29 protein-coding genes are annotated in these 26,095 nt (G+C 34.7%); 19 read left to right on the top strand and 10 right to left on the bottom strand.

Annotated features, from left to right (window positions below; all coding sequences use genetic code 11):
- The first annotated feature begins 30 nt into the window (after positions 1-30).
- From J5U23_RS14730 to J5U23_RS14720, 3 genes are read left to right on the top strand one after another with little or no spacing between them, the layout of a single operon-like run.
- On the top strand, positions 31-1,749 hold the full coding sequence (locus J5U23_RS14730) for an ATP-binding protein (protein ID WP_218260917.1): 1,719 nt from the start codon (positions 31-33) through the stop codon (positions 1,747-1,749).
- The gene (locus J5U23_RS14725; protein ID WP_218258814.1) at positions 1,750-2,064 is read left to right on the top strand and encodes an RNA polymerase subunit Rpo13; all 315 of its coding nucleotides are present in this window, start codon (positions 1,750-1,752) and stop codon (positions 2,062-2,064) included.
- 4 nt (positions 2,065-2,068) lie between these two features.
- Positions 2,069-2,818: a DNA polymerase sliding clamp gene (locus tag J5U23_RS14720; RefSeq protein WP_218258813.1), complete on the top strand. Its 750-nt coding sequence runs from the start codon at positions 2,069-2,071 to the stop codon at positions 2,816-2,818.
- Here J5U23_RS14720 and J5U23_RS14715 read toward each other — a convergent pair.
- The 5 genes from J5U23_RS14715 to J5U23_RS14695 are packed head-to-tail and all read right to left on the bottom strand — an operon-like array spanning position 2,785 to position 6,160.
- Positions 2,785-3,924, bottom strand: coding sequence for an amidohydrolase family protein (locus J5U23_RS14715; RefSeq protein ID WP_218266518.1), 1,140 nt, complete (start codon positions 3,922-3,924; stop codon positions 2,785-2,787). The two genes, J5U23_RS14720 and J5U23_RS14715, sit on opposite strands and share 34 nt — an antisense overlap.
- Complete coding sequence (locus J5U23_RS14710; protein ID WP_218266517.1) at positions 3,903-4,595, bottom strand: GTP cyclohydrolase IIa; 693 nt, start codon at positions 4,593-4,595, stop codon at positions 3,903-3,905. The genes J5U23_RS14715 and J5U23_RS14710 overlap by 22 nt, the downstream gene beginning before the upstream one ends.
- Complete coding sequence (ribH, locus tag J5U23_RS14705) at positions 4,592-5,056, bottom strand: 6,7-dimethyl-8-ribityllumazine synthase (protein ID WP_012713917.1); 465 nt, start codon at positions 5,054-5,056, stop codon at positions 4,592-4,594. Before ribH ends, J5U23_RS14710 begins: the two co-directional genes overlap by 4 nt.
- Positions 5,037-5,504, bottom strand: a complete 468-nt coding sequence (gene ribC, locus J5U23_RS14700) for a riboflavin synthase (RefSeq protein ID WP_218258810.1) — start codon at positions 5,502-5,504, stop codon at positions 5,037-5,039. The genes ribH and ribC overlap by 20 nt, the downstream gene beginning before the upstream one ends.
- On the bottom strand, positions 5,501-6,160 hold the full coding sequence (locus J5U23_RS14695; protein WP_218266516.1) for a 3,4-dihydroxy-2-butanone-4-phosphate synthase: 660 nt from the start codon (positions 6,158-6,160) through the stop codon (positions 5,501-5,503). The genes ribC and J5U23_RS14695 overlap by 4 nt, the downstream gene beginning before the upstream one ends.
- Before the next feature lie 128 nt (positions 6,161-6,288).
- On the opposite strand from J5U23_RS14695, the gene J5U23_RS14690 reads away from it, so the two are divergent.
- Positions 6,289-7,047, top strand: coding sequence for a DUF2208 family protein (locus tag J5U23_RS14690; protein WP_218266515.1), 759 nt, complete (start codon positions 6,289-6,291; stop codon positions 7,045-7,047).
- Here J5U23_RS14690 and J5U23_RS14685 read toward each other — a convergent pair.
- Positions 7,019-8,323 carry a cobyrinate a,c-diamide synthase gene (locus J5U23_RS14685; protein ID WP_218266514.1) on the bottom strand — a complete coding sequence of 435 codons (1,305 nt, stop codon included), beginning with the start codon at positions 8,321-8,323 and terminating at the stop codon, positions 7,019-7,021. The two genes, J5U23_RS14690 and J5U23_RS14685, sit on opposite strands and share 29 nt — an antisense overlap.
- Before the next feature lie 62 nt (positions 8,324-8,385).
- Here J5U23_RS14685 and pcn point away from each other — a divergent pair, with 62 nt between their 5' ends.
- From pcn to J5U23_RS14665, 4 genes are read left to right on the top strand one after another with little or no spacing between them, the layout of a single operon-like run.
- On the top strand, positions 8,386-9,165 hold the full coding sequence (pcn, locus tag J5U23_RS14680) for a proliferating cell nuclear antigen (pcna) (protein WP_218266513.1): 780 nt from the start codon (positions 8,386-8,388) through the stop codon (positions 9,163-9,165).
- Positions 9,166-9,167: 2 nt separating this feature from the next.
- Positions 9,168-10,154, top strand: a complete 987-nt coding sequence (locus J5U23_RS14675) for a uroporphyrinogen decarboxylase/cobalamine-independent methonine synthase family protein (protein ID WP_218266512.1) — start codon at positions 9,168-9,170, stop codon at positions 10,152-10,154.
- On the top strand, positions 10,147-11,145 hold the full coding sequence (locus tag J5U23_RS14670; protein WP_218266511.1) for a methionine synthase: 999 nt from the start codon (positions 10,147-10,149) through the stop codon (positions 11,143-11,145). Before J5U23_RS14675 ends, J5U23_RS14670 begins: the two co-directional genes overlap by 8 nt.
- Positions 11,146-11,168: 23 nt before the next feature.
- Positions 11,169-11,627, top strand: coding sequence for a 30S ribosomal protein S15 (locus tag J5U23_RS14665; RefSeq protein WP_218266510.1), 459 nt, complete (start codon positions 11,169-11,171; stop codon positions 11,625-11,627).
- Here J5U23_RS14665 and J5U23_RS14660 read toward each other — a convergent pair.
- Entirely contained in the window at positions 11,624-12,010 is a 387-nt protein-coding gene (locus tag J5U23_RS14660; protein ID WP_218266509.1) for a CbiX/SirB N-terminal domain-containing protein, read from the bottom strand. The two genes, J5U23_RS14665 and J5U23_RS14660, sit on opposite strands and share 4 nt — an antisense overlap.
- A gap of 77 nt (positions 12,011-12,087) precedes the next feature.
- On the opposite strand from J5U23_RS14660, the gene J5U23_RS14655 reads away from it, so the two are divergent.
- Genes J5U23_RS14655 through J5U23_RS14630 form a run of 6 tightly spaced genes read left to right on the top strand, consistent with a single transcriptional unit; the run spans position 12,088 to position 15,654 of the window.
- On the top strand, positions 12,088-12,732 hold the full coding sequence (locus J5U23_RS14655; RefSeq protein ID WP_218266508.1) for a 30S ribosomal protein S6e: 645 nt from the start codon (positions 12,088-12,090) through the stop codon (positions 12,730-12,732).
- An 8-nt stretch (positions 12,733-12,740) separates the two neighbouring features.
- Positions 12,741-13,988, top strand: a complete 1,248-nt coding sequence (locus tag J5U23_RS14650) for a translation initiation factor IF-2 subunit gamma (protein ID WP_218266507.1) — start codon at positions 12,741-12,743, stop codon at positions 13,986-13,988.
- Positions 13,967-14,389: a PIN domain-containing protein gene (locus J5U23_RS14645; RefSeq protein WP_218266506.1), complete on the top strand. Its 423-nt coding sequence runs from the start codon at positions 13,967-13,969 to the stop codon at positions 14,387-14,389. The genes J5U23_RS14650 and J5U23_RS14645 overlap by 22 nt, the downstream gene beginning before the upstream one ends.
- 3 nt (positions 14,390-14,392) lie before the next feature.
- The gene (locus J5U23_RS14640; RefSeq protein ID WP_218266505.1) at positions 14,393-14,935 is read left to right on the top strand and encodes a DNA-directed RNA polymerase; all 543 of its coding nucleotides are present in this window, start codon (positions 14,393-14,395) and stop codon (positions 14,933-14,935) included.
- Between the two features lie 6 nt (positions 14,936-14,941).
- Positions 14,942-15,142 (top strand): transcription elongation factor subunit Spt4, encoded by a 201-nt coding sequence (spt4, locus tag J5U23_RS14635; RefSeq protein ID WP_012711669.1) that lies wholly within the window; start codon positions 14,942-14,944, stop codon positions 15,140-15,142.
- The gene (locus J5U23_RS14630; protein WP_218266504.1) at positions 15,115-15,654 is read left to right on the top strand and encodes a GTP-dependent dephospho-CoA kinase family protein; all 540 of its coding nucleotides are present in this window, start codon (positions 15,115-15,117) and stop codon (positions 15,652-15,654) included. Before spt4 ends, J5U23_RS14630 begins: the two co-directional genes overlap by 28 nt.
- Before the next feature lie 84 nt (positions 15,655-15,738).
- Here J5U23_RS14630 and J5U23_RS14625 read toward each other — a convergent pair whose 3' ends face one another.
- Both J5U23_RS14625 and J5U23_RS14620 read right to left on the bottom strand, forming a co-directional pair.
- Positions 15,739-16,983, bottom strand: a complete 1,245-nt coding sequence (locus J5U23_RS14625; protein ID WP_218266503.1) for a 2,3-bisphosphoglycerate-independent phosphoglycerate mutase — start codon at positions 16,981-16,983, stop codon at positions 15,739-15,741.
- Positions 16,980-19,259 carry a CDC48 family AAA ATPase gene (locus tag J5U23_RS14620; RefSeq protein ID WP_218258796.1) on the bottom strand — a complete coding sequence of 760 codons (2,280 nt, stop codon included), beginning with the start codon at positions 19,257-19,259 and terminating at the stop codon, positions 16,980-16,982. Before J5U23_RS14620 ends, J5U23_RS14625 begins: the two co-directional genes overlap by 4 nt.
- 23 nt (positions 19,260-19,282) lie before the next feature.
- On the opposite strand from J5U23_RS14620, the gene rgy reads away from it, so the two are divergent.
- The gene (rgy, locus tag J5U23_RS14615; RefSeq protein WP_218266502.1) at positions 19,283-23,002 is read left to right on the top strand and encodes a reverse gyrase; all 3,720 of its coding nucleotides are present in this window, start codon (positions 19,283-19,285) and stop codon (positions 23,000-23,002) included.
- 17 nt (positions 23,003-23,019) lie between these two features.
- Positions 23,020-23,889, top strand: a complete 870-nt coding sequence (locus J5U23_RS14610) for a carbon-nitrogen hydrolase family protein (RefSeq protein WP_218258794.1) — start codon at positions 23,020-23,022, stop codon at positions 23,887-23,889.
- 3 nt (positions 23,890-23,892) lie between these two features.
- Here the strand turns inward: J5U23_RS14610 and J5U23_RS14605 are convergent, their stop codons facing one another.
- Complete coding sequence (locus J5U23_RS14605) at positions 23,893-24,225, bottom strand: 30S ribosomal protein S25e (RefSeq protein WP_218258793.1); 333 nt, start codon at positions 24,223-24,225, stop codon at positions 23,893-23,895.
- Positions 24,226-24,273: 48 nt separating this feature from the next.
- Between J5U23_RS14605 and J5U23_RS14600 the strand changes: the two genes are divergently transcribed.
- The 3 genes from J5U23_RS14600 to J5U23_RS14590 all read left to right on the top strand — a co-directional run bounded on the left by J5U23_RS14600 (position 24,274) and on the right by J5U23_RS14590 (position 26,073).
- On the top strand, positions 24,274-25,005 hold the full coding sequence (locus tag J5U23_RS14600) for a TrmB family transcriptional regulator (RefSeq protein ID WP_218266501.1): 732 nt from the start codon (positions 24,274-24,276) through the stop codon (positions 25,003-25,005).
- A 43-nt stretch (positions 25,006-25,048) separates the two neighbouring features.
- On the top strand, positions 25,049-25,201 hold the full coding sequence (locus J5U23_RS14595) for a ribbon-helix-helix domain-containing protein (RefSeq protein ID WP_012711661.1): 153 nt from the start codon (positions 25,049-25,051) through the stop codon (positions 25,199-25,201).
- 101 nt (positions 25,202-25,302) lie between these two features.
- Positions 25,303-26,073, top strand: coding sequence for a tRNA (adenine-N1)-methyltransferase (locus J5U23_RS14590; RefSeq protein ID WP_218258791.1), 771 nt, complete (start codon positions 25,303-25,305; stop codon positions 26,071-26,073).
- Positions 26,074-26,095: the final 22 nt, after the last annotated feature.

Below are 26,095 nucleotides of genomic sequence, written 5' to 3'. Positions count from 1 at the left end.
AATAATGTAATACTAAAGGGGAATATATAAATGTATGAGAAGAGACACATTGTGGCTAATTTATTAATGCTTATCATAGCTTACCTAATTGATCGTATAATGAATTATTTGACATTTGGAAGTAATTTAAGCCAGTTAGTAAATAATTTGTCCATATTATTGCTAGTAATTCCCATATTGATGATAATATTCTCAGTAGTTATCACTTTAATGTTTTCATCCATAATTGTCTCATTCCTTTATTATGTAACAGCAATAGCTTACGCGTTAGTTATTTCAAATAATGTGGACTTCAATCTTATCTTATCTACATTCTTAAATCTATTAGGATATTACGCTCTTGCTACCATTGTTATTGGAGTTATATTGGGGATTTCTAGAAGAAGTTTTCCAGATGAGATTTTGTTAAATATTTCCAGGATAAATGTTAATATTAGTAAAAATAAGATTATTTACGGTGGGTTGTTCATTATGGTATCCTTTCTGGTTTTCTATGAAGTTTTATCTAATCTTTTTCTGTTTATTGGTAGTATGGCATCATTTGTCTTGACACTTCTTGTTTCAAATGATCTCGTTTTCCCTTTGATTGCCTTGTCATGGTTCTCATTTCCTTTCCTATTTACGCAATTAGCTATTTATTCTGTAAAGGAAAAGGGGATAGAGTTGGGTTATATTGAGGGAGTATTGGCTCCTTCTTTAGTTAATAGGATATCTAACACCAAATACGGTTGGAGGAAATTTTCCAATTTGAAATTTCATCTAAATTTTGATGAATCAAAGAATTATAACATAGTAATATTGGGTACGAGTGGATCTGGAAAGTCTAGTTTAGCTAAAAGTATTATTGGAAAATTTTCAGATATTAGTTACTTAGTTTTTGATTTACATGGAGAGTACGAGATTGAAAGTGGAGAGAGGATTGACGTCTCTAAAAATTCGTTAAATCCACTTTCGTTAAATGGCGCATCCCCTAGGCAAAGGGCACTGGAAGTTGCTTATATGCTAAGGTCCATTTTCAGACTTGGCAATTTGCAAACTATAGATATTTTTAATATCATAATGGATACCTACGCCGAGAAAGGGATCGATGAGAACGATGAGAGTAGTTGGAATTCAACACCACCGACTTTTAGGGATGTGCTATTGATGATAGAAAGAAGAAAGAAATTGGTTGAGAATTCTCAGGATCTTTCTAGGCTATCTTCCATAGAACCTTATATACAATTTTTGTCTAATCAAATTTTAAGTGGCAATAGCTTGGATATGAAAAAGATCTTTGAGGGTAATATAATTCTGGATTTTTCTAAAGTTGCTACGGATGAGCTAAAATACGTTTTGATTGAGACTATACTTAGAGATTTTAGAAATTATCTATATAGGCGTGGAATTTCTCGTTTGTGGAAATTTTTGGTTATAGACGAGGCACCTTTTATACTAGGTAAAGAGACTGGGTTAGAAATTGTTGAGAGGTTATTCGCGGAGGTAAGAAAGTTCGGAGTGGGAATGATTTTGATATCTCAGTTAACTGAGAATATAGAAAATATTTTCCAAAATTCGAGTTATATCTTTATATTTAACGTTATTGAGCCGAAAGAGTTAGACTACTTAAGTAGGGCATTGGGAGGGAGTGATAGGGATAAATACGAGGCTATTTATCAAGCTATTCGATCTTTAGAAAGGGGTCACGTAGTTACTATAAGCGGGGATAGTAGAGATATACTTTTAGTAAAGCTTAATTCTTTAAAATAAATGGTATCTGGTATGTCAACAGAGGAGGAAAAGGAAGGGACTAATGACGAGGAGGTTAGTGAGGAAAGGGAAGTCGAGGAGACATCAGAGGAGGAGTTTCCAAAACTTTCAATACAAGATATAGAGTTACTAATGAAAAATACTGAAATTTGGGATAATTTATTGAATGGTAAGATCTCCGTAGATGAGGCTAAGAGGTTATTTGAGGACAATTATAAGGATTACGAGAAGAGGGATTCCAGAAGGAAAGCTAAAAAAGCGGCTAGTAAAAAGGTTAAAAAGACCAAGAAAAAAGAAAAGAGTGTAGAGGGTTAAAGTTATGTTTAAGATTATTTACCCTAATGCGAAAGACTTTTTCTCGTTTATCAATTCTATTACAAAAGTTACTGATTCTATTGTTCTAAATTTTACGGAAGATGGAATATTTTCGAGGCATTTGACTGAAGATAAAGTGTTGATGGCAATTATAAGAATACCTAAAGACGTTTTGAGTGAATATAGTATTGATAGTCCCACTTCAGTTAAATTAGACGTTTCTTCAGTAAAGAAGATTCTTTCAAAAGCTAGGTCAAAGAAAGCTACGATCGAGTTAAGTGAAACTGACAGTGGATTAAAGATTATAATAAGAGACGAGAAAAGTGGGGCGAAAAGTACCATTTATCTTAAAGCGGAAAAGGGTCAAGTTGAACAATTGACTGAACCAAAAGTTAATTTGACCGTGAATTTCACTACAGATGAGAGCATACTTAATGTGATAGCAGCAGATGTATCTTTAGTTGGAGAAGAGATGAGAATTTCAACAGAAGAGGATAAGGTAAAGATAGAAGCTGGTGAGGAAGGTAAAAAGTATGTTGCATTGCTAACGAAAGATAAGCCTTTAAAAGAACTCTCCGTAGACGCATCAGCTACATCTTCTTATAGTGCGGAAATGTTTAAGGATGCTATAACAGGTATAAGAGGTTTTTCAGCCCCTACAATGGTGAGCTTTGGTGAGAATCTCCCTATGAAAATTGATGTGGAAGCAGTTAGCGGAGGTCACATGATCTTTTGGATAGCACCAAGGTTATAAATTATTTTATTGCCTCTTTTTATAATTCCCATATATTTATTGTTTGAGCTTAGTATCCCTGAATTCTCTCCCTCAAGAATTAATAAACCAGCTTCAATGTTGTTTCCTTCTTCTATCCATCCTCTAATCCCTAAAAATCTATAAGCGTTAATAGTACTGGCCTTCAATATTTGTAATGAGTAGTCGGAAAGTGGATCTTGAATTCTGGAAATCAGAAGTAAGGTTTCCATTTCCTTCCACATGTCTGGATCTAATACTCCCCCATTGTCAGTTCCAATCATTACGTTAACCCCGCTTTTTAACCCGTTTATCACCTTTGGTATTCCCACAGAGAACCAGAGGTTACTCCTTGGACAATAAACTAGGGAGGCCCTCTTATCTCTTATAACGTTAATTTCCTCTTCACTTAAATGCGTTCCGTGTATTATTAGATTTGGGTCATATTTCCTCATTACATATTCTAAATCATTTTTTAACCAATGCTTCATGGTCTCAGATACGTGGACTGCCCTAATTTTATCCTTAAATGTATCTCTTATTAACTCCATATTAGATGTACTAGAAGCGCTAGATAACCCATAACCGTCAGCTATTTCATACAGTCTATCTAAATTATAGCTGTCCTTGAATTCATCTTCTTCAAGTCTTCCTAGGAAATAATATTTTACTCCATTATCAGTCATTTTATTCTTAATAGTATTCGAAAGTAAGCTTCCCTCTAATCCTTGCTCTCTAAAGTCGATTATTATATTAGAACCTAGTTCTCTTCCTCTCATGATGAATCTCTCTATAGAGTTCATGATTGATTCTTTTGTATTTTTGCCTAAACATTCATATTTAATGCTATACGGATCTCCAACAACTTCACTTATTGGCATATTGTATCCCATTTCTTGACATATGAAGTCGGCAGAATGAACATGAGCGTTAACTAGTCCAGGGATTAAGATTCCGTTTTTAAATGTTATGCCTTCAGCCGAGAAGCCATTTCCTATATGAGTTATTATACCTTCCTCTATTTCTAAGTTAACGTTCTCTCTTATTTCTAGCTCCTCTCCTACTAAAGCTAGTCTTACGTTAAGTGTTATTCTTCCTCTATATGCCAAGTCTTTTCCCTATTATTCCTTATTTTCTCCAAAGAAGTAGTAGCCAATTTTATTGCGATCCTCGCATTTTGTCCTATCCCTATCCCTACCTTTATCTTATTATCATCACTAAATTTCTCTATTACCTTATTGACGCTATTGGTTGACACAAAGCCTAGATAATTATCTCCGCCTAAATATTGTAATATTCCGCCTATCTTGTATAAAAATCTCGATAAATCTACATATATATTGGTTATCTCCAAAAATGAGTCATATACAGATGTGTATTTTAACGCTTCCGTGTTGAAGTTTATATCGAAATGTAATGCAGCTATTTTTTCGTCCATATATTCCTTAAATTCGTCTTCTTTATTATTTAGGCAAACAGATGCATTCCATTGCGCCTCTAGCGGAGTTTTTCCATAACCTAAACAAGTCTTTATTCCTACTGGAAGGTTTTCTCGCATATCGTTTATCATGTACATAAGTTGGGTATTAGTTATTCCATCCACTATCATCAAAAAGTTATCAAACCTGAGTTGCAGGGGAAATGTGTTATATTGTGAAGCTATCTCATGAATTTTCATCATGAATTTATTCTGAATTTTTTGAATTAACCATTCCCTATCATATCCTAATCTCTCAGTCCACTCCCTATAATCTACAAGCTTTATCGCTAATACCTTCAATCTATAATCACCGTTTCCTTAACCTCTTTCAGCTCATCTATCTTTCTCGTCCTTTGAACTAGCTTTATTGCAGCCTCTACTGCTCTGGTTGCGTATTCTTCAATTCTTTCAACAGCTTGTTCATGAGTTGCTCCATGACCAATTATTCCTAGTGTCACAGGCTTATTGAATTCTGTAGAGAGGTCAACTATTTTCCTAGCAGTTTGGCTTGCAACTATTTCATCGTGTTTAGTTTCCCCTTTTATTACTGCTCCTAAAGTGACTACGGCGTCTATGAAATCTTTCTCAAGTAGTTTTTTAATTGCAAGAGGCATGTCGAATGTCCCAGGTACTTTTATAACTACTTTCACCTCAGCGTTTAAGAATTTGGCATGTGATAATGCTTTCTGTAACATTAATTGCGTTATATCGTAGTTGAACTCGGCTACTACTATTCCTAATCTAATCGATTTCTCCTGCATTACTATATCCCTGCCTTAACCCTTTCCCTGCGTATTTAGTTAGTGCGTTTTTACCTTCCTTTACGAGCTTAACTAAGTTTTTAGCGTGTTTAGTAGCCCTATCAATTGCTATCTCCTTTAACTTTTCTTCATCATCTGCCTCATCTTCATGTACTGTTACGTCAATTACGTGTTTAGAAGTTAGAATTTGAACCATTATTAAGCCTATACTTGTAGCCAAGTAGCTATACTTATCCAACATCGTTTTACCTACCCAGCCTAGGGTTATTACACCATCACAACCTTCATCTATTAATCTCTTTGAAGCTACTGGTAAATCTTTAATGCCCGGTACAGTATACCTAATGATCTCCGCTTCATCGTCTTCACTTCTTATTACCTTATATGCTATGCTTCCCATATCAACCCTGGAAAATGTTGTATCGGCTATTCCGTATTTTCTCGTCATATAACCACCTCTTTAAAAATATCTTTTCCCTCTATAAAGTGGAATCCTAGATTTTTTGCAATCTTTTTTACTTTTTCTTTATTCATGCTTAATTTCTCATCTAGCATCTCCGCTATTACCGCGCTACTTTCTAATCCTAACTTCTGTAACAGCGCGATTGATAATTCAGTATGGCCTCTTCTATCCCTTATATCTCTTGCAATTAGTATTGGTACATGGCCCGGTGTCATGAAATTCTCGTAAAATTCCCTTCTGGCATCTTCTGGATTTATTTTAGTTTTAGCTATTATTTTATGTAATTCACTTATTGTAACATATCTATCATAGTCAGAAATTCCAGTTTTTGTATTGATATGGTTAACCCATAGGGAAAACGCTGGATAATCTCCATAAGAAGGCTTCTTCACTAATTTTTTGTATAATTCGTGTTGTTTTAGCTCTTCTGCTATAAAATTCAAACCCAATGTTTTAGCTTCACTATTTGACGTTGCGTAACATATCAATCCTCCTGCTTCTCTTCTCAGAGTGTATATACTTTTCCAGCTTATTGCTCCTGCATAAAATACCATGTCTGTTTCTTCCTCTCTTCCGTCAAAGTCATATATTAACAGCGGTATTCCAGACTCCAAATCTTTACGTAAACTAAGAAAATCCATTCCAAGAGTATCAGAACTGCAATAGTATAAAAAAGTATTTACTCATATCTAAGTACAATATTTATTTGAGAGTTTAAATTATTGACCCAACAGAAATATAAGCCTATGTTATTAAAGTAATAGTAGCAATGTCCTCTACTGGATATAATCCCTTCAACTGGAAGTTTGTACTACTATCACAAGTAATGATGATATTGTTTTCCCTAGTACTTAGCTTTTTCCCAAAATATTTTATAGAATTTTACATACTATACATTTTGGTTTACTTAGGTATAACATCCGTAATAATGATGCGTTCAAATCCTTTACTTAGAGAAAGGAGATCTCTAGGTGAGATAGCTAATGCTAGGACGTTATATGAAGAGAAAAAGGCAAGTGAGCTTGTAAACAAGGATGAGGAATATTTAAAGGAAACTACTGAGGTAATGAAGAAGAATTTCTCTTCAATGGGTATAATGTTCTTATATATGATAATTCTAGTATTAATTTACAATTATGTGATAATTAGATTTGTCACCCACATTGATAATACGCTATATAAATTTGGATTTTTCGTGTTGTATTTTGAATTACTCTACGGTGTTAGCTTTTTAATGAACAGACGTGTACTAAAGTTTCAGACTAATATCCCCATGGCGCCTACATCATATAAAATAACAGAAAAAGGTGTTATAGCTACTGATAGATCAGGTGTATTTTTACCATCAAAGTATTTAGTTGACGCTCAAATTTCTCAAAATAGGGATAAGAAATACGTCGAGATTAAGTCTTCATCAAAGTTTCCATTCCACGTTAGGCTTTATTCACAAGATATAGACAAGGTAACTGAATTAATTGAAAGAGTAAAGAAAATAGAGCTTAAAAAACAATCCTCTGCTGAAAGTTAGAAAAATGCAAGTGAGAGTAATTTGCAATAGTATTATTGCTTTTTACACCATCTAATTTGTCAACAATACCTTTCCCTATTCTAACTTTAAATACAAATTCTTTTTCATTAACACTAATGGGTTTAGATATATGAAATTCATGTCCCCTAACTAAACTATTTTTATTAACTATGAAGTTTTCATTAATTGCTTCTAATTCTGTATATCCAATTGTTAATTTATCCTTAGTTTTTATTTCAATATCAAAAATACCCACCATATTATAATTTTTATTATTCTCATCTATTAGATTTTTAGACAAGTACATTAGGCCACCACACTCAGCATAGATTTTCACTCCAGAATAAGACGAATTTTTAAGCCAACTCTTTGTCTTGCTGGATCTTTCTAGTTCATTTAGATGAAGTTCTGGATAGCCTCCTCCGATATATATGGCCTCTGCATCTTCTACGTACTCGTCATTTAGTGGGCTGAAGAATTCCAATTCATATCTGCTTCTTAATATATCTAAGTTTTCTTGATAATAGAAACTAAAAGCGGGATCGTAAGCTATTGCCATTTTTCGTTTTAATCCCTTATTCTCATCATCTTTAGGAAGATCGACTTCAAGGTCTTCATCTGAGGCCATCTCATAGATTTTATCTAAATCAACATATTTCTCTACTAACTCTGATGCATATCTAATTAAGTCTTGTACTTCTTTATTATCCTCAATCGTGACCAAGCCCAAATGTCTGGATTTAACTTCCAGATTCTTATCAAATGGAACATAGCCTAAAACTTCAACATCTTCTACTGCATTCTTACAATAATTATAATGGGTCTCGGAAGCTATTTTATTAAAGATGACTCCTCGAATATTCACATCGTTTCTATAGTATTTTAACCCCTTTATAATTGCACCCACAGTACTTCCTATATTAGAACAATTAATTATTAAGATTACTGGAGTCTTAGTAATTTTAGCAAGCTCATACGTGCTGTAAAGCGTATCTACACCATCATATAGACCCATTACTCCTTCAATTATTCCTATATCGAGTTCCCTTCCATATTTTATTAAACTTCTCTTTACATTGTTTTTCCCCATCATCCATAAGTCTAAGTTTATTGAAGGAAAGCTTGTGGCAATCTTATGATACCCGGGATCTATGAAATCTGGTCCAGCTTTGAAACCTCTAACTCTGTATTTTTTAGATAACGCTCTCATAATTGCTGATGTGATAAGTGTTTTTCCCGATCCACTTCTGTCTGATGATAATAATATTCTTCTCATTGTTAGAAGTATATTCTCTAAAGGATAGTTAAATCTTTTGAATCTTTAGTTAGATTGAAAGTATGATATATCTTAAATCTTTTGAAAGGAATATAAGATTGATTGACATGAAAGTAGTTTACGATGATGTGAGGGTTCTCAAAGATATTGTACAAGCTTTAGCCAAGTTAGTTGATGAAGCGGTATTAAAGTTTAAGGAGGATAATGTGGAGTTAGTTGCATTGGATAGGGCTCACATTTCCCTAATATCAGTTAACTTGCCTAAAGAGATGTTTAAAGAGTATGACGTAAGTGAGGAATTTAAGTTTGGCTTTAATACCCAATATCTGATGAAAATTCTGAAAGTAGCTAAGAGAAAAGAGGCAATAGAAATATCTAGTGAATCTCCAGAGACTGTTATCATAAATATTATAGGAGGAACTAATAGGGAGTTTAATGTTAGGAACCTAGAGGTGTCTGAGGAAAATATTCCAGAAATCAACCTACAATTCGATATATCAGCCACGATTTCTTCAGATGGCTTTAAGTCAGCAATATCAGAAGTTTCAACAGTGAGTGATAATGTAATTATAGAGGGTTATGAAGATAAAATATTGATTAAGGCTGAAGGAGAGAATGAAATTGAAGTCGAATTTTCTAAAGATACTGGTGGTCTTCAAGATTTAGAATTCTCTAAGAACTCCAAGAACTCATATTCTGCAGAATATCTGGATGACGTCTTGTCATTAACTAAACTTTCAGATTTCGTCAAGATAGCATTTGGTGACCAGAAGCCTCTTCAGTTATCCTTTAATATGGAGGGAGGAGGGAAAGTTACTTATTTATTAGCTCCAAAAGTTTGATAATGAATGTGAAAAAAGCCTTAGTGGGCAGTTTTCCAAAAAATCCCAAATTGGGAAAAGTAATTTCATGGTATAATATGGGCAAGATAGATAAGGAGAAACTAGAGAAGTACATTAATGAAAATATAAAGAAATTGTTTGAGCTAGCTGGAGATGTTAAATTAGATTATACTACCAATGGATTATTCAGATGGGACGATGTTATTGATGTAACATTTGGTTTTATTACTGGTGTTGAAAAAGGTCCTTTGCAAAGGTTTTTTGATAACAACTTCTATTATAGGCAACCTATAATTAAGGAGAAAATAAATGTAAAGACAAGAGAGGAAAACATTTTCCTACAAGATTTGGAGTCCTCTAGGAAAATTAAGGAAGAATTAAGTTTATCTTCTAAGTTGAAAGCCGTAATTCCAGGGCCTTTAACATACTATGTACTATCTGATAATCGGTATTATAAGAATCCAATAGATCTAATGATTGATTACGCATCAGCTGTTAATTCATTATCACAAGAACTTTCAAATGTAGTCGATGCTATAGAAATTCATGAACCTGCAATATTTAGTAGTAACATAAAGAGAGATGTTTTAGAGAAATTACCAGAGACATACAAGACTATGTTTGATAATGTAAAAATAGAGAAGCATCTAATGACCTATTTTGAAATTAATAACCTAAAAAGGCTAGATATACTCTTCTCCTTACCGGTAGACTATTTCGGTATAGATGTGATAGAAAATTTGAAGAAGCTTGGGAGAGTATATACGTATTTCCCCTCTAGGAAAGTACACTTAGGTATACTAAATGCTAGGAACACTAAGATGGAAAAGATAAGTACAATTATTAGAGTTTATAACTCCGTTAAGCGAAAAGGTGCAAGTGATGTGATTATAGGCAATAATACCTTATTTGACTTTATACCCGAGGTTGTTGTCGTAAAGAAACTAAAACTTTTAAAGAAATTAGAGAAGGTGGAGAGTAATGAATAAGTTGCCTTTACTTCCTACAACTGTTATTGGAAGCTATCCTAGGCCTAAATGGTTAAGAGAATCCATAAGACTCCATAAGGCAGGTAAAATAAGCGACGAGGACTTACAAGAGGCCTTTAACGATGCTGTCATAGCAGTGCTTAAAGATCACTATAATGCAGGAGTTGATGTTCCTACAGATGGCGAAGTTAGAAGGGATGAAATGGTTGAATTTTTTGCTGAGAGAATAAAAGGATTTAAGTTCTATGGTCCAGTAAGAGTGTGGGGAACGGCATATTATAGAAAGCCTTCTGTTGTTAGCAAAATTGAGTACAAGAAACCAATGCTAGTTGACGAGTTTACTTTTGCAAAATCCGTCTCTTATACCGATAACTTGAAAATAACAATAACTGGTCCTTATACTATAGCTGAATGGTCCTATAATGAATACTATAAGAATAAAAAGGACCTAGTTTTTGATCTAGCGAAAGCGATAAATCAAGAAATCAAGAACCTGGTAGAAGCTGGAGCTAAAATAATACAAATTGATGAGCCAGCCTTACACACTAGAAGGGAGGACGTAAGTTGGGGAGTGGAAGCAGTAAATGAAGCTGTAAAAGGTGTAAACGCTAAGTTAGTTATGCACATATGTTATGGTGAATATAGCTTTGTTGCACCATACTTGAACGAGCTTAAGGTTGATCAGATAAATTTCGCATTAAAAATTTACAACTATAAGCCTTTAGAGCTTTTGAAGAAATATGGTTTCGATAAGGAACTTGGAGCTGGAGTAATAGATGTGCATAATAGAAGGGTCGAAACTTCTGAGGAAATCGCTAATGATATAAGAAAAATTTTAGAGTATTTCCCTCCAGAGAAGGTGTGGATAAATCCAGACTGCGGACTGAAATTACTTTCTAGAAAAATAGCCTATCAAAAACTGGTATCAATGGTAGAGGGAACCAAGGTTGTAAGAGAAGAACTTAAAAGGAAAGGATATAGTGTAGATTAAAAGTAGTAATTTGGTGAGTATAGATGAACAAGAGAAGGGCTAAAGGGAAATCACATTCAATAAGACCTGCTAGAGCTGGAGCGCCTAAATGGGTGAGGCTAACCAGAGAAGAAGTTGAAATGCTGGTAGAAGAATTAGCGAAAAGAGGTTATACTCCATCTATGATAGGGATAATATTAAGGGATCAATATGGAATTCCTTTAGTTAGGCAAATAGTTGGGAAAAAAGTTACTCAAATATTAGAAGAAAGAGGTTTAGCTCCTCAAATACCGGAGGATCTGTTCAATCTAATAAGGAAAGCAGTAAATATAAGAAGACATATCAATGAGTATCCACGTGATAAGACAGCCAAGAAAGGATTAGAAGAGGTTGAGTCAAAGATCAGGCGTTTAGCTAGATATTATAAGAGCGTTGGAAAGCTTCCACAAGAATGGGCTTATGATCCAGCCAAGGCAGAACTACTAGTAGCCGGTGCAAGTTAACAGTTTTTGTTGTAAGTTTCGTTAACCCTTTTAACTAATACTTCTCCAATTTTCTCATCAAATCCTAAAGGGTCAGCTATTATTATTTCAATTTTCTTTCCCATGTATTGTATTTTCTTTTCGTCACCATCTATACCTAGTAGCCTTGGGATATCTCTTTTGAAATGAGTTCCAGTTGCAAATAATAATGGAACTACTACTATCTTATCAGCCCCCTTAGCCAGAAGATTACTTAGGGCTTCGCTTAACGTAGGTTTATTAAACTCTAAGAAGCCGAATTCTACTAACTTAAAATATCTAGATAAATATTCTGCGTACTTAATTCCAACATCTTTCCATTCTGGTATCTTGCTACCATGTAAAACTAATAAAACTCCTAACAACGTTTCTCATGTAGCTTATGGTGATGCGATTTTATATATTTGTTTTAAGTATACCACACAAAAGGTGGCATTGTTAAATGCCGGACTTCAAAATTGTCATTTCAGATCCACAATCTGTAGAGCCTAAAAGAGTAAAGGTTAAAGTAAAGGCAAATGATCAAATAAAATCTATAGGTGGAGAAAAGGAAGGAAAAGCGGTACCCCAGGCTAAAGTTAATGAGAAAACTAAACAATTATTAAATATTGATACGCTCATCACATTAGAAATAACCAAACAAGAAGGGGATAAAAAGGTAAAGGTAAAAGGCCATTTTAAGGTTGAAGTAGATAACAATGTACCAGATAACGAAGTATGGATAAGTAAAACAATGGCAGAGAAGTTTGGAGCAGAAGATTTTGAAGCCATTGCATATAGGACTAAGACGTTACAAATAAGTATTGATCAAAACAAGGCTACAAATCTAGTTGGTCTAAAAATAGGTGATACATTTGAAGCTAATCAACTGATTGGATTACCAGTTAAGTTAAAGATAACTGGAGGATCAGATAATTCTGGATTCCCAATGCGATTTGATGTTACTGGAGCGGCTAAGCGTAAAATATTGCTAAGTGGGCCTCCTGGATTCTACCCGAATGAAGATGGAGAAAGAAGAAGAAAAACTATAAGAGGAAATACTATTAGCCAGGAAATAGTTCAAATTAATACCATAATAGTAAGGTGAAGCAGTTTTTGGCATGGCCTAAAGCTCAACCAGAAGTTAATATAGGTGTAGTTGGACATGTAGATCACGGTAAGACAACGCTAGTTCAGGCTATAACGGGAATTTGGACTTCAAAACATTCTGAAGAACTAAAAAGAGGTATGACGATAAAATTAGGTTACGCGGAGACTAATATAGGCATTTGTGAGAGTTGTAAAAAACCAGAGGCATATGTAACCGAACCCTCATGTAAATCTTGTGGATCGGATGAGGAGCCCAAGTTCTTGAGAAGAGTTTCCTTTATTGATGCCCCTGGTCATGAGGTTCTAATGGCTACAATGCTATCTGGAGCAGCGTTAATGGATGGTGCAATTCTTGTTGTTGCTGCAAATGAACCTTTTCCCCAGCCCCAAACTAGAGAACATTTCGTAGCACTAGGTATAATAGGAGTGAAAAATCTAATTATAGTTCAAAATAAGGTCGACGTAGTCTCCAAAGAGGAAGCATTGTCGCAGTATAAGCAAATAAAGCAGTTTACAAAGGGAACCTGGGCCGAAAATGCACCTATAATTCCAGTAAGCGCGCTTCATAAGATTAATATAGATACTCTAATAGAGGGCATAGAGGAGTACATAAAGACTCCTTATAGGGATCTCTCACAACAACCTGTTATGCTTGTGATAAGGAGTTTTGACGTTAATAAGCCCGGTACCCAATTTAATGAGCTGAAGGGTGGCGTGATAGGTGGTAGTATTATACAAGGCTTATTTAAGGTTGATCAAGAAATAAAAGTATTACCGGGCTTAAGAGTAGAAAAACAAGGTAAAGTATCTTATGAACCTATTTTCACAAGGATTTCATCCATAAGATTTGGAGATGAGGAATTTAAGGAGGCTAAACCGGGAGGTTTAGTAGCAATAGGTACATATTTGGATCCCTCATTGACTAAGGCTGATAATTTGCTTGGAAGTATTGTAACCTTGGCTGATGCTAATGTTCCAGTTTTATGGAATATCAGAATAAAGTATAATCTCTTGGAACGTGTAGTTGGAGCTAAGGAGATGTTAAAGGTAGATCCCATAAGAGCTAAGGAAACTTTGATGTTATCTGTAGGTTCCTCGACGACTTTGGGGATAGTTACTTCTGTAAAGAAGGATGAGATTGAAGTGGAGTTAAGAAGACCCGTGGCAGTATGGTCTAATAATATTAGAACTGTTATAAGTAGGCAAATAGCTGGTAGGTGGAGAATGATAGGATGGGGGTTAATAGAGATCTAAAAGTACTGATTGATACTAATATTTTATTATATGTATACGATGGTTTAGATCCATTTAATAAGGTATTGGAATTTCTAGATTATAAACCGACCTTTTTTATTCATTCTGCAGTCTTAAAAGAGTTGGATATTTTATCTGAAAAGAATAAAAAAAGATTTATTATTACATCCAGAATTAGAATAGCCAGGAAATATTTGGAAGTATATAAAAACTCATGGAATTTAATAAATGATTATGACGATTTACCTACAGATGAGGCGTTGATAAGGACTGCTCTTAGATATAACATGTTTATATTTACTAATGATAAGCAATTAAAAAGTAATGCAATTAAAAAGGGGATAGGAGTTTTATTTCTTCAAAATAGGAGTAAAATTATAAAATCCTTATATCCTATCTAACGTATGTATAAACTTATTAAAGCACGTAGCATTGTGAGGATCCCACCCAATGAGTTTGGTAAACCATTAAATGAGATCGCTTTAAATGAACTAAGACAACAATATCAAGAAAAGATCCTTAAGGATTTAGGTCTAGTTTTAGCTATATTAAATGTCAAAACCAGTGAGGAAGGGATGTTAGTATTTGGTGATGGTGCTACTTATCATGAGGTCGAATTTGATATGATAACCTATGTACCAGTTGTACAAGAAGTAGTTGAGGGTGAGGTTTTACAAGTTGACAACTATGGTGTGTTCGTTAACTTAGGACCGATGGATGGCCTCGTTCACATTTCCCAAATAACAGATGATACACTGAAATATGACAATGTAAGAGGTATAATATTCGGCGAAAAATCTAAGAAAGTAATACAAAAGGGTGACAAAGTAAGAGCAAGAGTGATAAGCGTTGCGTCTACGGTAACAGGTAGATTGCCTAGAATCGCTTTAACTATGAGACAGCCCTACTTGGGCAAGTTAGAGTGGATAACACAGGCTAAGAAGTGAGCGTGAATGGCTAAGAAATCAGTCTTTAAAGCATGTAAAAATTGTAAGGCATTAGTAGAGACTGACAAGGAAACATGTCCAGTATGTGGCAGCAGTAGTTTTACAGAAGAGTGGGATGGTATGATTATTATCATTGATTCAGAGTCTGAAGTAGCTAAAATAACTGAGGCCCCAAAGCCATGGAAATACGCAATAATAATAAAGTAAACCTATGTTTTGCTTTTGATAATTTAAGGAAAGAACTTTCTAGACCATATGGTATTCTTTTTACAAATAACAAAGTCTTTTTAGATTTTGTATCTAAATCGATACAACAAGGTTTCAAGGTTATAACTGTAGGGGATTACGTAAGCAAAGTATTAGAACAAAGTGGTATAATCCCCTTCTTAGAAGTTATAGATGGAAAAACCAAGAGATCTATACCACAACATAGGGCTATTATAAAGAATAAGGAATATAGGGTGACAAATGAGGCGGGGAAAATTCGATTTGAAATATTTGAAATTATGGAGAATATCCTAAAAGATAGGGATGGTGGAGTAGTTTTTGTAAATGGAGAAGAGGACTTACTTGTTATTCCGGTCATATTGAGTGCAAATAATGGTGATATAGTTATTTATGGGCAACCTAATGCGGGAGCGGTTGTAATTATAGTAAACGAGATGATAAGGTGGAGAGTAAGAGACATGTTAGAAAAAGCCGTAGTCGAAGAATGTTAACTCTCTTTCGTATTGGAGAGCAAATTCTACTTTAATCAGCCCTGCGCAGGATCTTCATTTTTAAATCCGTCCTTCCGAGCGTCATCACGCGCCATATTTTTCTGCTCTATTAGAGTAGTTTAGCAATATATTTGTTACGTCCAATCCTCTTATTCTTAGACTTCCCTTTCTAACCTCCTTCTCGTTAAAATCTCTGACACTATCATTAATAATTGGATAAGGCACGTAGAGAAGTATTGGAACTGGATCTCCTGAATGTTCTTTAACCTCCACTGGGGTCGCATGATCTCCAGTAAACATCAATATTAGATTATCTCTTCCAACATTGTCCACAATAGTTCCTATCGCTTTATCTATCCTCTCAATCGCCTTTACTTTTTCTTCTACTAGCCCATCATGTGATGCAGCGTCAGTAGCCTTAATATGTAGAAAAACGAAATCATTCTCCTTTAATAGTTCTATTGTCGCTTTAGCTTTAGCGTTATAATCAGTATCTATACCTCCAGTGGCGCCTATTGGTGTTACAACGTTCATATCAAGTTCTCTACATATTCCTTTTATAAGTGCTGTAGCTGAAACAGCAGCAGCTTTAAGCTTAGTATAGCTTGAAAATGATGGCAACTTAACGTAATGGGCAGCTCCTCTTAACAATACTATATTAGCCGGCTTCTCTCCTTGTTCTATTCTTCTCTTATTTACTTCTGAGGAGTTTAAGACATCGAAAACTTTCCGCGTAAGTATGTTGATTATCTCAGCGGTTCTCAGAGCTTCAGTAGAATCTTCTAATGGTTTACTTTCTAGAACTTTTAAGCCTTCATAATGAGGATCAGTGTCACTAACCTTATCACTTATTCCTTTCCCAGATAATACTACCGCTACTCTATGTTCTGTTCCTTTATAAAATCTAATTTTTACGTCGTTTATCTCTTTAATTTTTTCATTTAATTCCTTTACTAACTCCTCTCCCTCTTCAAGCTTCCTTCCTGCTCTTCTATCAACTACTACTAGATCATTGTTCACTGTAGCGAAATTTCCTCTAAATGCAACATCTCCATGTTTGAGTGTGGCTCCAGCCCCCAATGCCTCGAAAGCCCCTCTTCCTCTATAATAAACGTGTGGATCTAGCCCAAATATTGATAGATGTGAAGTATCACTCCCCGGGATTACGCCAGGGGATATTGGATCCATCAAGCCAATCATTGAGTTTTTAAGTAAATCACTTATGGCTGGTTTATTGGCAGCTTCTAATGGGGTTAATCCATTTAATTTAGATACTGGTCTGTCTCCTAAACCATCTGCAATTATTAAAAGAATTTTGTATTGCTTCAACCAATCACCGATCTCTTTATTTCCTTTACCATGTTTTCATATCTCATAATATCAGCTTTAGTCAGACTAGGTGTTACAACCTTCATGGTATCTAGGAAATCTTGCATAGTGATTTTTATTTCCAGATTGCTCATACAATTCTTTATGGTCTTATCACTACACTCTTGGTCTTTACACTCCTTTTTGGCTTTATTTAAACACTCATAATACTTTTGTCTTAATACTTTCATCGTGGTCTCCCTAGCTAAAGCCTCTATATCAGCTCCAGTATATCCCTCAAGTTTTTTGGCCAACTCCTCTAGGTTCACACTGGAATCTATGGGTAGTGTTTTAGTGTAAATTTTGAGTATCTCTATTCTAGCCTTTTCGTCAGGTGGGGGGACATATATTAATCTATCAAATCGACCCGGTCTTAACAGAGCTGGATCTAGAATATCTGGTCTATTAGTTGCAGCTATAACTACAACTCTATTTAGCGATTGGATTCCATCCATTTCTGATAGTAACTGATTTACTATTCTTTCTGTTACACCGGAATCGTGTGTAAAGCCTCTCATGGGTGCAATCGAATCTATTTCATCAAAGAATATTACACAAGGAGCCGTTTGCCTTGCCCTCCTAAATATTTCCCTAACTGCCTTTTCACTTTCACCTACCCATTTGGATAATATTTCTGGTCCTCTTACTGCTATGAAGTTTGCTCCGCTTTCAGTTGCAACAGCCTTTGCAAGCATTGTCTTTCCAGTTCCTGGCGGACCAAATAACAATATACCCTTAGGTGGTCTAATACCAAGCTTTTCGAACATTTCTGGGAATTTTAATGGCCACTCAACAGCTTCTCTTAATTGCTGTTTAGCTTCTTCTAATCCTCCAATATCCTCCCATTTAACTTTTGGCACTTCCACATATACTTCTCTAAGGAGTGTTGGTTGGATGAACTTCATGGCGTCAATGAAATCTTGCATAGTTACTTTCAATTCCTTTAACACATCGACTGGTATTTGTTCTTGTTCTAGATTAATTTTGCGTTCATTAATAAACCTTCTTAAGGCATTCATTGCTGCTTCTCTAGCTAGAGCTGCTAGATCAGCTCCAGTGTAGCCGTGAGTCTGTTCGGAGATTTTATCTAAATCCACATCCTCAGCTAGAGGCATATTTCTAGTATGTACTTGTAGAATCTCTTTTCTAGCCTTAGCGTCAGGCGGTCTAATCTCTATTTCCCTATCAAATCTACCTGGTCTTCTTAATGCCGGATCTACAGCATCTGGTCTATTAGTTGCTCCTATGACTATTACTTTTCCTCTTCCTTTAATTCCATCCATTAGAGTCAACAATTGCGCTACCACTCTTTTCTCTACTTCTCCGGTAACTTCTTCCCTCTTTGGTGCTATCGCATCTATTTCATCAATGAAAATTATAGCTGGCGCGTTCTTTTCCGCCTCCTCAAAGATTTCCCTTAGTCTCTGTTCACTTTCACCATAGAATTTACTCATTATTTCTGGTCCATTGATTGAAGTGAAGTACGCACCTATTTCATTAGCAAGCGCCCTGGCCAATAAGGTTTTCCCAACTCCTGGTGGTCCATATAGTAATACACCCTTAGGTGGTTCTATTCCTAGATGCTGGAAAACTTCTGGATGTCTCATTGGAAGTTCTACTATTTCTCTTATTTTCTCCTTTACGTCTTCAAGGTCGCCAATATCTTCCCAGGTGACCTTAGGTACTGCTGCAGTTTCCTTTACTGGTTCTTGTCTTATCTCTAAGGAAGTTCTACCTGTAACTCTTACAGATTGTGAAGGCTGTGTTGAAACTACAACGAAGTCTATGGATCCAACGTAAGTAGGAACAGAAATTGTTTCTCCTCTGCTTAGAGGTTTATCCATTAACCAGTCTTTAACATATTCTACAAAACTTTGGCTAAAGGAAATAGGTTGTGTTGGAGCTAAAACTACCTTGCTAGCATCTTGCACTTGTGCTTTCTTTACTGTAACTTCATCTCCAATACCCACTCCTATGGATTTTCTAATGTAACCATCTATTCTTATCTCATTGTCCGCTATTCCATCTCCTATTAACGCTTGTGCTAATGAAGATCCTGAAGGTCCAGTAATCTCTACATAATCACCGTTCTCTATTCCTAACCTACTCATAGTGTAATCAGTTATTCTGGCGACCTTCCTACCAACATCTCTTTGCCTAGCTTCTACCACTCTCAATTTTAATTGTTGGGACATATTAATCATCTTTCCGAAACGTTTAAAATAAGTCTTTCTCATTAAGACTATACGAGATTGAGAAATTGACAAGCATAGACAAAGTCCCTCCCTCAATATATACTAGATCATGTCCTAATTGTGGAGGAAATATATCATCTCAGAGGCTATTTAACGGTTCTGTATGCGAATCGTGCTTAAAAGAGGATAAAGAGTTTAACAATTTATCTGATCTGATTAATATTCTTTCTGAAAACAATACTTTGAAAAATCTTAACCAATTATATAATATATTGGAAGAATACAAGAAAGTTGAAGAAATATTCAGTAAATTACTAAATAGTTCGAAACCTATAGGTCCTCAAAGGTCATGGATAATAAGGTTCTTAAGGGGAGAAAGTTTTGCAATAATAGCACCTCCCGGTCTAGGTAAGACGACATTTGGCTTAATAATGTCCCTATACAACGCTACTCGTAATAGGAAATCAATCATTATTTTCCCAACTAGGACTTTAATATCACAAACTATAGATAAACTGGCAAAATTTTCTGAATCATACTCATATTCACCTAGAATACTTTATAATAAACAATCTTCTACTCAGACTGAGAACGTATTAGAACAACTTAAGAGTGGGGATTTTGACATATTTGTTTCTACTAGTAGATATGTTATTCAGAATCTATCTGAATTGTCGAATGTAAAGTTTGACTTCATTTTCGTGGATGATGTAGACGCTGCGTTAAAATCTGGGAAAAGTGCAAAGGCAATACTTCGGCTGGTAGGGTTTACTGATGAGGATATTCAAACAACTATGAAATTACTTAGAGAAAATATAGGCGATGAAGAGAAGTTCGGAAAAATCCAAGAAATTAGAGAAAATAAACTAAAGGACAAAATAGTAATTTTCTCCTCTGCAACTATCAGTAGGGGAAATCCAACACTCTCATCGCTTATGGGCTTTAGACCTGGGAGTTCCGTAATATACTTAAGGAATATTTATGACTCTTATATCGATCTGACTCAAACTTGTAAAGGACAAGATGTTGACGAGTGCACACTCGGTACTGTTATTAGACTTCTTAAAAGGCTTAATGACGGTACTTTGATTTTTGTGCCTATAGATAAAGGTGTTCAATATGCCGAGTATTTAGCTTCAAATTTGAGAGACCATGGGATAAATGCAGAATCAGTTGCATCGTCTTCTATTTCCAGATTAGAGAAATTTGAGAGAGGTGAGGTGGGATCTCTAGTCGGTGTAGCAACTCATTACGGAGTTTTAGTTAGAGGAATAGATTTACCTTGGAGAGTAAAATATTCAATCTTTGTAGGTATACCAAAATTTAAATTCAAAATTGGCGAATATATGCATCCATTGGCGTTAACTAGACTACTAAGCTTAGTATACTTAGTGAAGAACGATGACAAGATAAGGGGCTTACTTAGTTATATTCGTAAGAGATTAAGAAGGATAAGCCCTGCAGCTTTAGCAATGTTAGCCAAGGATATAAGAGAAGGAAAGATAGATGATGAGAGGCTAAAGGAGGCGTATAGTTTAGTTAATGAATATCTAAAAGATACTGAGTTTTTGAAAAAAATATCCGATGTTGGGGATTTGGTAATAGAGGGGGATTATATTCTAATGCCAGACTATTTAACCTATATTCAGGCTAGTGGCAGAACATCTAGACTTTATGGTGCTAATTTAACTACTGGTCTTTCAGTATTATTAATAGATAATCTTAGATTATTTGAATTGCTCAATAAAAAACTAAATTTAATTTTAGATGAAGTAAAATGGTATCCCCTAGATATTGATGCAGATAGACTTGGACAAGCTAGTTTAAGTGATATTGTAACTAAAATAACTGAAGAAAGAGAGAATTTGAGTAAAATGAAGAAAGAGGGAAGCGTAGAATCATCCGCTCTTAACGTTAAGACTACTTTATTTATAGTTGAATCTCCTAACAAGGCGAAAACTATTTCAAACTTCTTTTCAAGACCATCCACAAGATCGTATGGTAAGCTCAGAGTTTATGAGACAGTACTTGGAGATAGGATCCTAATTGTGGCTGCTAGTGGTGGGCATATTTATGATCTAATAACTGAAGATGACAATGAAAGATATGATGGTAATTATGTATATGGAGTCCTAGTAAAAGATAGCAATTTTGTTCCAATTTATTCTACCATAAAGAAATGTGAAAAAGGTCATCAGATAGTAAAGGATCTAAGTGAGAATAAATGTCCTATTTGTGGGTCCAAAATAGTTGCTGATAAGACAGAGGTTGTAGATATACTGAGGAAATTAGCTCTTGAAGCTGATGAGGTTCTTATAGGTACCGACCCTGATACTGAAGGAGAGAAAATTGCTTGGGATATATATTTGGCTATTCGACCATTTAATAGTAATATAAAGAGAGCTGAATTTCACGAGGTAACTAGAAGAGCAATACTTAATGCAATAAAGAATCCTAGAGAATTTAACGATAATTTAGTTAAATCGCAAATTGTCAGAAGGATTGAGGATAGGTGGATTGGGTTTAAACTATCACGGAAACTTCAAACGGAGTTTTGGGAACAACACTGTAAATCCATATCCAAGGAAAATACGGAGTGTAAAGAAAATCGTAATCTGAGTGCAGGTAGAGTTCAAACTCCAGTATTAGATTGGGTAGTCAATAGATACCAAAAATATAACGAAAATAAGAAAAAGTACCTTATTATAGAGTCTCAAGATAAATCAGTCTTTCCCTTCAGCATATTGGCTTCAAAGAAGAATGGCTTATCTAAAAAAACTCAAATATTTATACAAATAGTAGATATAAATACAAAAGAAGAAGATTTTGGTCCCTTACCACCATATACTACAGATACATTACTATCTGACGCTGCCAATCTTTTAAGAATTCCTGCATCGGAGACCATGAGAATAGCTCAAGATCTTTTCGAATTGGGTTTGATAACTTATCATAGAACAGACAGTACTAGGATATCTAACGTTGGTATAAGTGTAGCAGAAAGTTATCTTAAGTCTAAACAAGTTGACATTTCCAAGGTATTTAGACCAAGATCTTGGGGAGAAGGAGGTGCACATGAAGCTATAAGGCCTACTAAACCCCTAGATGAAACCATGCTAAAGGCGTCAATAGAGCAAGGGGATTTGGAACTTTCTAAACAATTAACCTTCAATCACTTTCGAGTATATAATTTAATATTTAGGAGGTTCATTACTAGTCAACTACCACCATTAATAGTAACTAAACAAATAGTTAAGATAAGGGCGTATACTGATGATAATACTGAATTGGACTTAGATGAGGGTAAGAAGGAGTTTGTTATTGGGTATAGGTTAAAAGAAGGAGATGAGTTTAGACAAGTATTACAAGAGGCTATTTATACTACATTTAAGCCTTATCAACCTATAGAAGAAAAAATGAAAGGAAAAGAACTTATTGGTAAAGTAACAGGCACGTTAAATAAGAGTGATGTGCAATTATATACTGAAGGAGAGTTGATAAGTGAGATGAAAAGTAAACAGATCGGAAGACCGAGTACGTATGCAGTCATAATCTCTACGTTAAAGAAAAGAAGATACATTATAGAGTCTAAAAATTTGAAGAAAATAATACCAACCAAATTAGGTATGGCAGTTAAAGAATATCTTATGGAAAATTATAAACAAATAGTATCTGAGAAACGAACTGTGAAATTACTCGAAAAGATGAACGAGGTAGAGGAGGGTAAAGTTGATTATTTAGTACTCTTAAAAGAATTATATAATGAAATACAAACAATTAGTTAAGGTTGGTGAAAAAGTTTATGCTTATAGCTTTAGTTCATTTAAGGCTTAAAGAATTATCAAGGAAACACAATCTAGAGAAAGCCAAAAAACTAATAAGGCAAGCTAAAGATAAAGGTGCAAAATTAGTTATACTGCCATCGCTGTTCCCTTCTGGAAATATGTTTGAAATATACGATAATGACAAGAAGCTAAGAAGTTTCATTAAAAATCTCGCAGAGAAAATTCCCGGTAATAATACTGATACTCTAATAAACCTCGCTATGGATGGGGAAGTTCATGTAATAGTTGGGCCTATTTTAGAACAAGCTGGTCCTAAAATATTCTTGACTTCACTCATAATATCACCACAAGGGGAGATCATAGGGAAATATAGGAAAACCGTGCTGTCTGATAAGGATATAAGGCTAGGAATATCAGCAGGGAAAGAACCAGTTAATGTAGTTCTTGATAGGAGATATGGTATTATCGCTGAGGACGATATTTTCTCGCCGGAGATCAGTAGGCTTTTAGCTATGGGAGGCTCAGAAATTGTTATAGGTACTATGAAAGCCTTGGGAAAAGAGCAGCAAGTTATAAAACATCTTGCAATTGCTAGGACTATAGAGAACGGAATACCTTATTTGATAGTAGGGGAAAGTATAGAGGATGAAGAGGGAGAAATTATAGGCTACTCACCGACTTTCATTACCTCTCCAGATAATTTGATAAGTAAGGAAGCTGAGGAAGATGACAGTATATTGTTCGTTGAAAGCTCAATCTTAACATCATCGTCAAAACAGACATCATTAACTTATCTAGAACCAATTATAAATGGTCTTTGTAAAGGTGTAAAAAAGATTAAGGGTGAGGTGAAGAAGAGATCTGCTTCTACACTAGAAGAGGAATAGATTTTAAGACGCAGCAATATATATTTCCAATCTTCTATTCTTAGAATATAACTTAACTATATTCTGATTTTCTAATTCCTTTAGTATTTTTCTAGCTACACTTATGCTTATTCCCGATTTTGTAGCTAAGGCATATGGGGTTATAATACTCTCTTTCTTTATTTCGTCTAGAACTCTCTTCTTAGTTTCTTCATCTATAGTTACTGCCCTACTAATTATCTCTTTTCCAGTTTTTGATGGACCTTTCTTCTTTTCCTCTGCCTTTTGTTGCTTTTCAGCCTCTTTCTTTAATCTCTTTTCCATTGTTGAAATAGGCTTCTTTGAAGCTCCACCCATCTCTTACCCACTATGTTTTAAATTCCAATTCTGCCTAATAAATTATAGATGTCATCTGAATTATTAGAAGAGACCATTAGCAGAGTATCGAAGTTTGCTTCAGTTTTTGGAATATCAAAATCGGAATTAAAGGTATATTCATATCTCTTAATATATGGAAGAGCAACTGCAAGAGAGGTCTCAAATAAGTTAAGCTTACCATACACTAAAGTATATAATATTTTATCTAAACTTGAAGGTAGAGGGTGGGTTATAAAGATAGATAAAAGGCCTGCTGTTTATGAGGCAATTCCTTTAAGAGACGTTTGGAATAAGATTAAAATTACTTTCCAAGAGAAACTGGATGAATTTGAAAAACAATTCATTGAGCCGATATCCAGTATTTTTTCCTCTAATATGGCATATAACATAGTTGTTATACCAAGAGATAACATTATGGATAATGCGTTAAGGCTACTAAAGGATTACAGCAAGACATATCTGGTTGCAATATCCTATCAAGAGTTTGTGAGAAGTGATATTGTAGATATATTAAAGGCCAACTCGCTTAAGGCAGAAACTAAAATAATAGTGGATAAAAGCATTAGTTTACCTGACATTCCCTCAGCTCAAGTTAAGAGAGCTCAATCTTTATTCGGCAGTGGCATAATTACTTCTGACTCTATCCTCCTAGTCATAAAGAATAATGATGTATTGACGGGGCTATTTTCAAATCACAAATATCTTATAGACATTGGCACAGTATATTTTAATCATTTATGGTCTACATTACCGGGCTAACTCTTATAAATGTTATAAAATTAACTATGCTATCTGAGTTTCTATGAAAATAATAACGGTAAAACTACCAGAGCAGTTTTTGGAAGCAATAGATGAATTAGTTAATACAGGTAGATATGGTTCTAGAAGTGAAGTCATAAGAGCAGCAATAGGTGATTTTATACGGAAAGAACTATGGGTAACTACAGAAGAGTAGATGATGAAGGCTGGTATTTTTGATAGAGTGATATAAGACACCAAAGCTGATGCATTTTTTGTCAAGTAGAAAGATACTTAACTCACTATTTTTCCTATTATATGATGCCATTAAATGAGGGAGATCCAGTAGTAATTTGGATAGATCCAAAAAGAGCGTATATTTCCAAACTGGAAAGAGGTAAAAGGCTTGATACTGACAAAGGAGCAATATTTTACGATAATTTAATAGGTCTTGAGTATGGTTCCTCACTAACCTTGCAAACTGGCGCTAAAGCTTATTTACTAAAACCTACTATACAAGATCTCTACTCCAAAGGGCTAAAGAGGCCTTCGCAAGTTCTGTATCCTAAAGATATAGGATACATCTTAACTACCCTTTCACTAAATCAAGTAAAGACAGTGATTGAAGCTGGAACTGGATCTGGATTTCTAACAATTTCATTAGCCTTAAGTTTAAGTGAGAACGCTAAGATCTATACTTATGATGTAAGAGAAGATATGCAAAAAGTAGCTAAATTTAATGCAAATGTGTTAGGTGTTCAAGATAAGATAGTATTCAAATTGAAGGATATAAGGGAAGGTATAGATGAGAAGGAGGCAGATGCAATTTTTTTAGATATGCCCGATCCATGGAATGCCATACCAAAGCTTTATGAACCTCTTAAACCTTCATCTACAATAATTGTATTCGTTCCTACGGTAAATCAAATTGAGAAAACATATTTTGCAATGAAGAATTCTGGAATTATAGATATTCATGTGGAAGAACTTATATTGAGAGAGTATCAAGTTAAGGAGAACGCTGTAAGGCCTAGAAATATAGGTATTATGCATACGGGTTTTATTATTAGGGGAAGAAAATCAATATAAGGTACTGTTAGTGGAGTATATT

This window comes from Saccharolobus shibatae B12 (genome assembly GCF_019175345.1).
Taxonomy (GTDB): Archaea; Thermoproteota; Thermoprotei_A; order Sulfolobales; family Sulfolobaceae; genus Saccharolobus; species Saccharolobus shibatae.
The sequence above is the reverse complement of the archived record's forward strand: the minus strand, read 5'-3'. Positions and strand labels throughout refer to the sequence as shown.

Bases quoted from the DNA above. Each gene is read 5' to 3' on its own strand.
- J5U23_RS14595 (WP_012711661.1), top strand. From the start codon at position 25,049: ATGAAAATAATAACGGTAAAACTACCAGAGCAGTTTTTGGAAGCAATA.
- J5U23_RS14605 (WP_218258793.1), bottom strand. From the start codon at position 24,225: ATGGGTGGAGCTTCAAAGAAGCCTATTTCAACAATGGAAAAGAGATTA.
- J5U23_RS14665 (WP_218266510.1), top strand. From the start codon at position 11,169: ATGAACAAGAGAAGGGCTAAAGGGAAATCACATTCAATAAGACCTGCT.
- J5U23_RS14645 (WP_218266506.1), top strand. From the start codon at position 13,967: ATGGGGGTTAATAGAGATCTAAAAGTACTGATTGATACTAATATTTTA.
- ribH (WP_012713917.1), bottom strand. From the start codon at position 5,056: ATGCAGGAGAAATCGATTAGATTAGGAATAGTAGTAGCCGAGTTCAAC.
- spt4 (WP_012711669.1), top strand. From the start codon at position 14,942: ATGGCTAAGAAATCAGTCTTTAAAGCATGTAAAAATTGTAAGGCATTA.
- J5U23_RS14590 (WP_218258791.1), top strand. From the start codon at position 25,303: ATGATGCCATTAAATGAGGGAGATCCAGTAGTAATTTGGATAGATCCA.
- J5U23_RS14620 (WP_218258796.1), bottom strand. From the start codon at position 19,259: ATGAGAAAGACTTATTTTAAACGTTTCGGAAAGATGATTAATATGTCC.
- J5U23_RS14610 (WP_218258794.1), top strand. From the start codon at position 23,020: ATGCTTATAGCTTTAGTTCATTTAAGGCTTAAAGAATTATCAAGGAAA.
- J5U23_RS14670 (WP_218266511.1), top strand. From the start codon at position 10,147: ATGAATAAGTTGCCTTTACTTCCTACAACTGTTATTGGAAGCTATCCT.
- J5U23_RS14685 (WP_218266514.1), bottom strand. From the start codon at position 8,323: ATGAGAAGAATATTATTATCATCAGACAGAAGTGGATCGGGAAAAACA.
- J5U23_RS14655 (WP_218266508.1), top strand. From the start codon at position 12,088: ATGCCGGACTTCAAAATTGTCATTTCAGATCCACAATCTGTAGAGCCT.
- ribC (WP_218258810.1), bottom strand. From the start codon at position 5,504: ATGACGAGAAAATACGGAATAGCCGATACAACATTTTCCAGGGTTGAT.
- J5U23_RS14695 (WP_218266516.1), bottom strand. From the start codon at position 6,160: ATGGATTTTCTTAGTTTACGTAAAGATTTGGAGTCTGGAATACCGCTG.
- J5U23_RS14725 (WP_218258814.1), top strand. From the start codon at position 1,750: ATGGTATCTGGTATGTCAACAGAGGAGGAAAAGGAAGGGACTAATGAC.
- J5U23_RS14690 (WP_218266515.1), top strand. From the start codon at position 6,289: ATGTCCTCTACTGGATATAATCCCTTCAACTGGAAGTTTGTACTACTA.
- pcn (WP_218266513.1), top strand. From the start codon at position 8,386: ATGATATATCTTAAATCTTTTGAAAGGAATATAAGATTGATTGACATG.
- J5U23_RS14640 (WP_218266505.1), top strand. From the start codon at position 14,393: ATGTATAAACTTATTAAAGCACGTAGCATTGTGAGGATCCCACCCAAT.
- J5U23_RS14630 (WP_218266504.1), top strand. From the start codon at position 15,115: ATGGAAATACGCAATAATAATAAAGTAAACCTATGTTTTGCTTTTGAT.
- J5U23_RS14675 (WP_218266512.1), top strand. From the start codon at position 9,168: ATGAATGTGAAAAAAGCCTTAGTGGGCAGTTTTCCAAAAAATCCCAAA.
- J5U23_RS14720 (WP_218258813.1), top strand. From the start codon at position 2,069: ATGTTTAAGATTATTTACCCTAATGCGAAAGACTTTTTCTCGTTTATC.
- J5U23_RS14600 (WP_218266501.1), top strand. From the start codon at position 24,274: ATGTCATCTGAATTATTAGAAGAGACCATTAGCAGAGTATCGAAGTTT.
- J5U23_RS14730 (WP_218260917.1), top strand. From the start codon at position 31: ATGTATGAGAAGAGACACATTGTGGCTAATTTATTAATGCTTATCATA.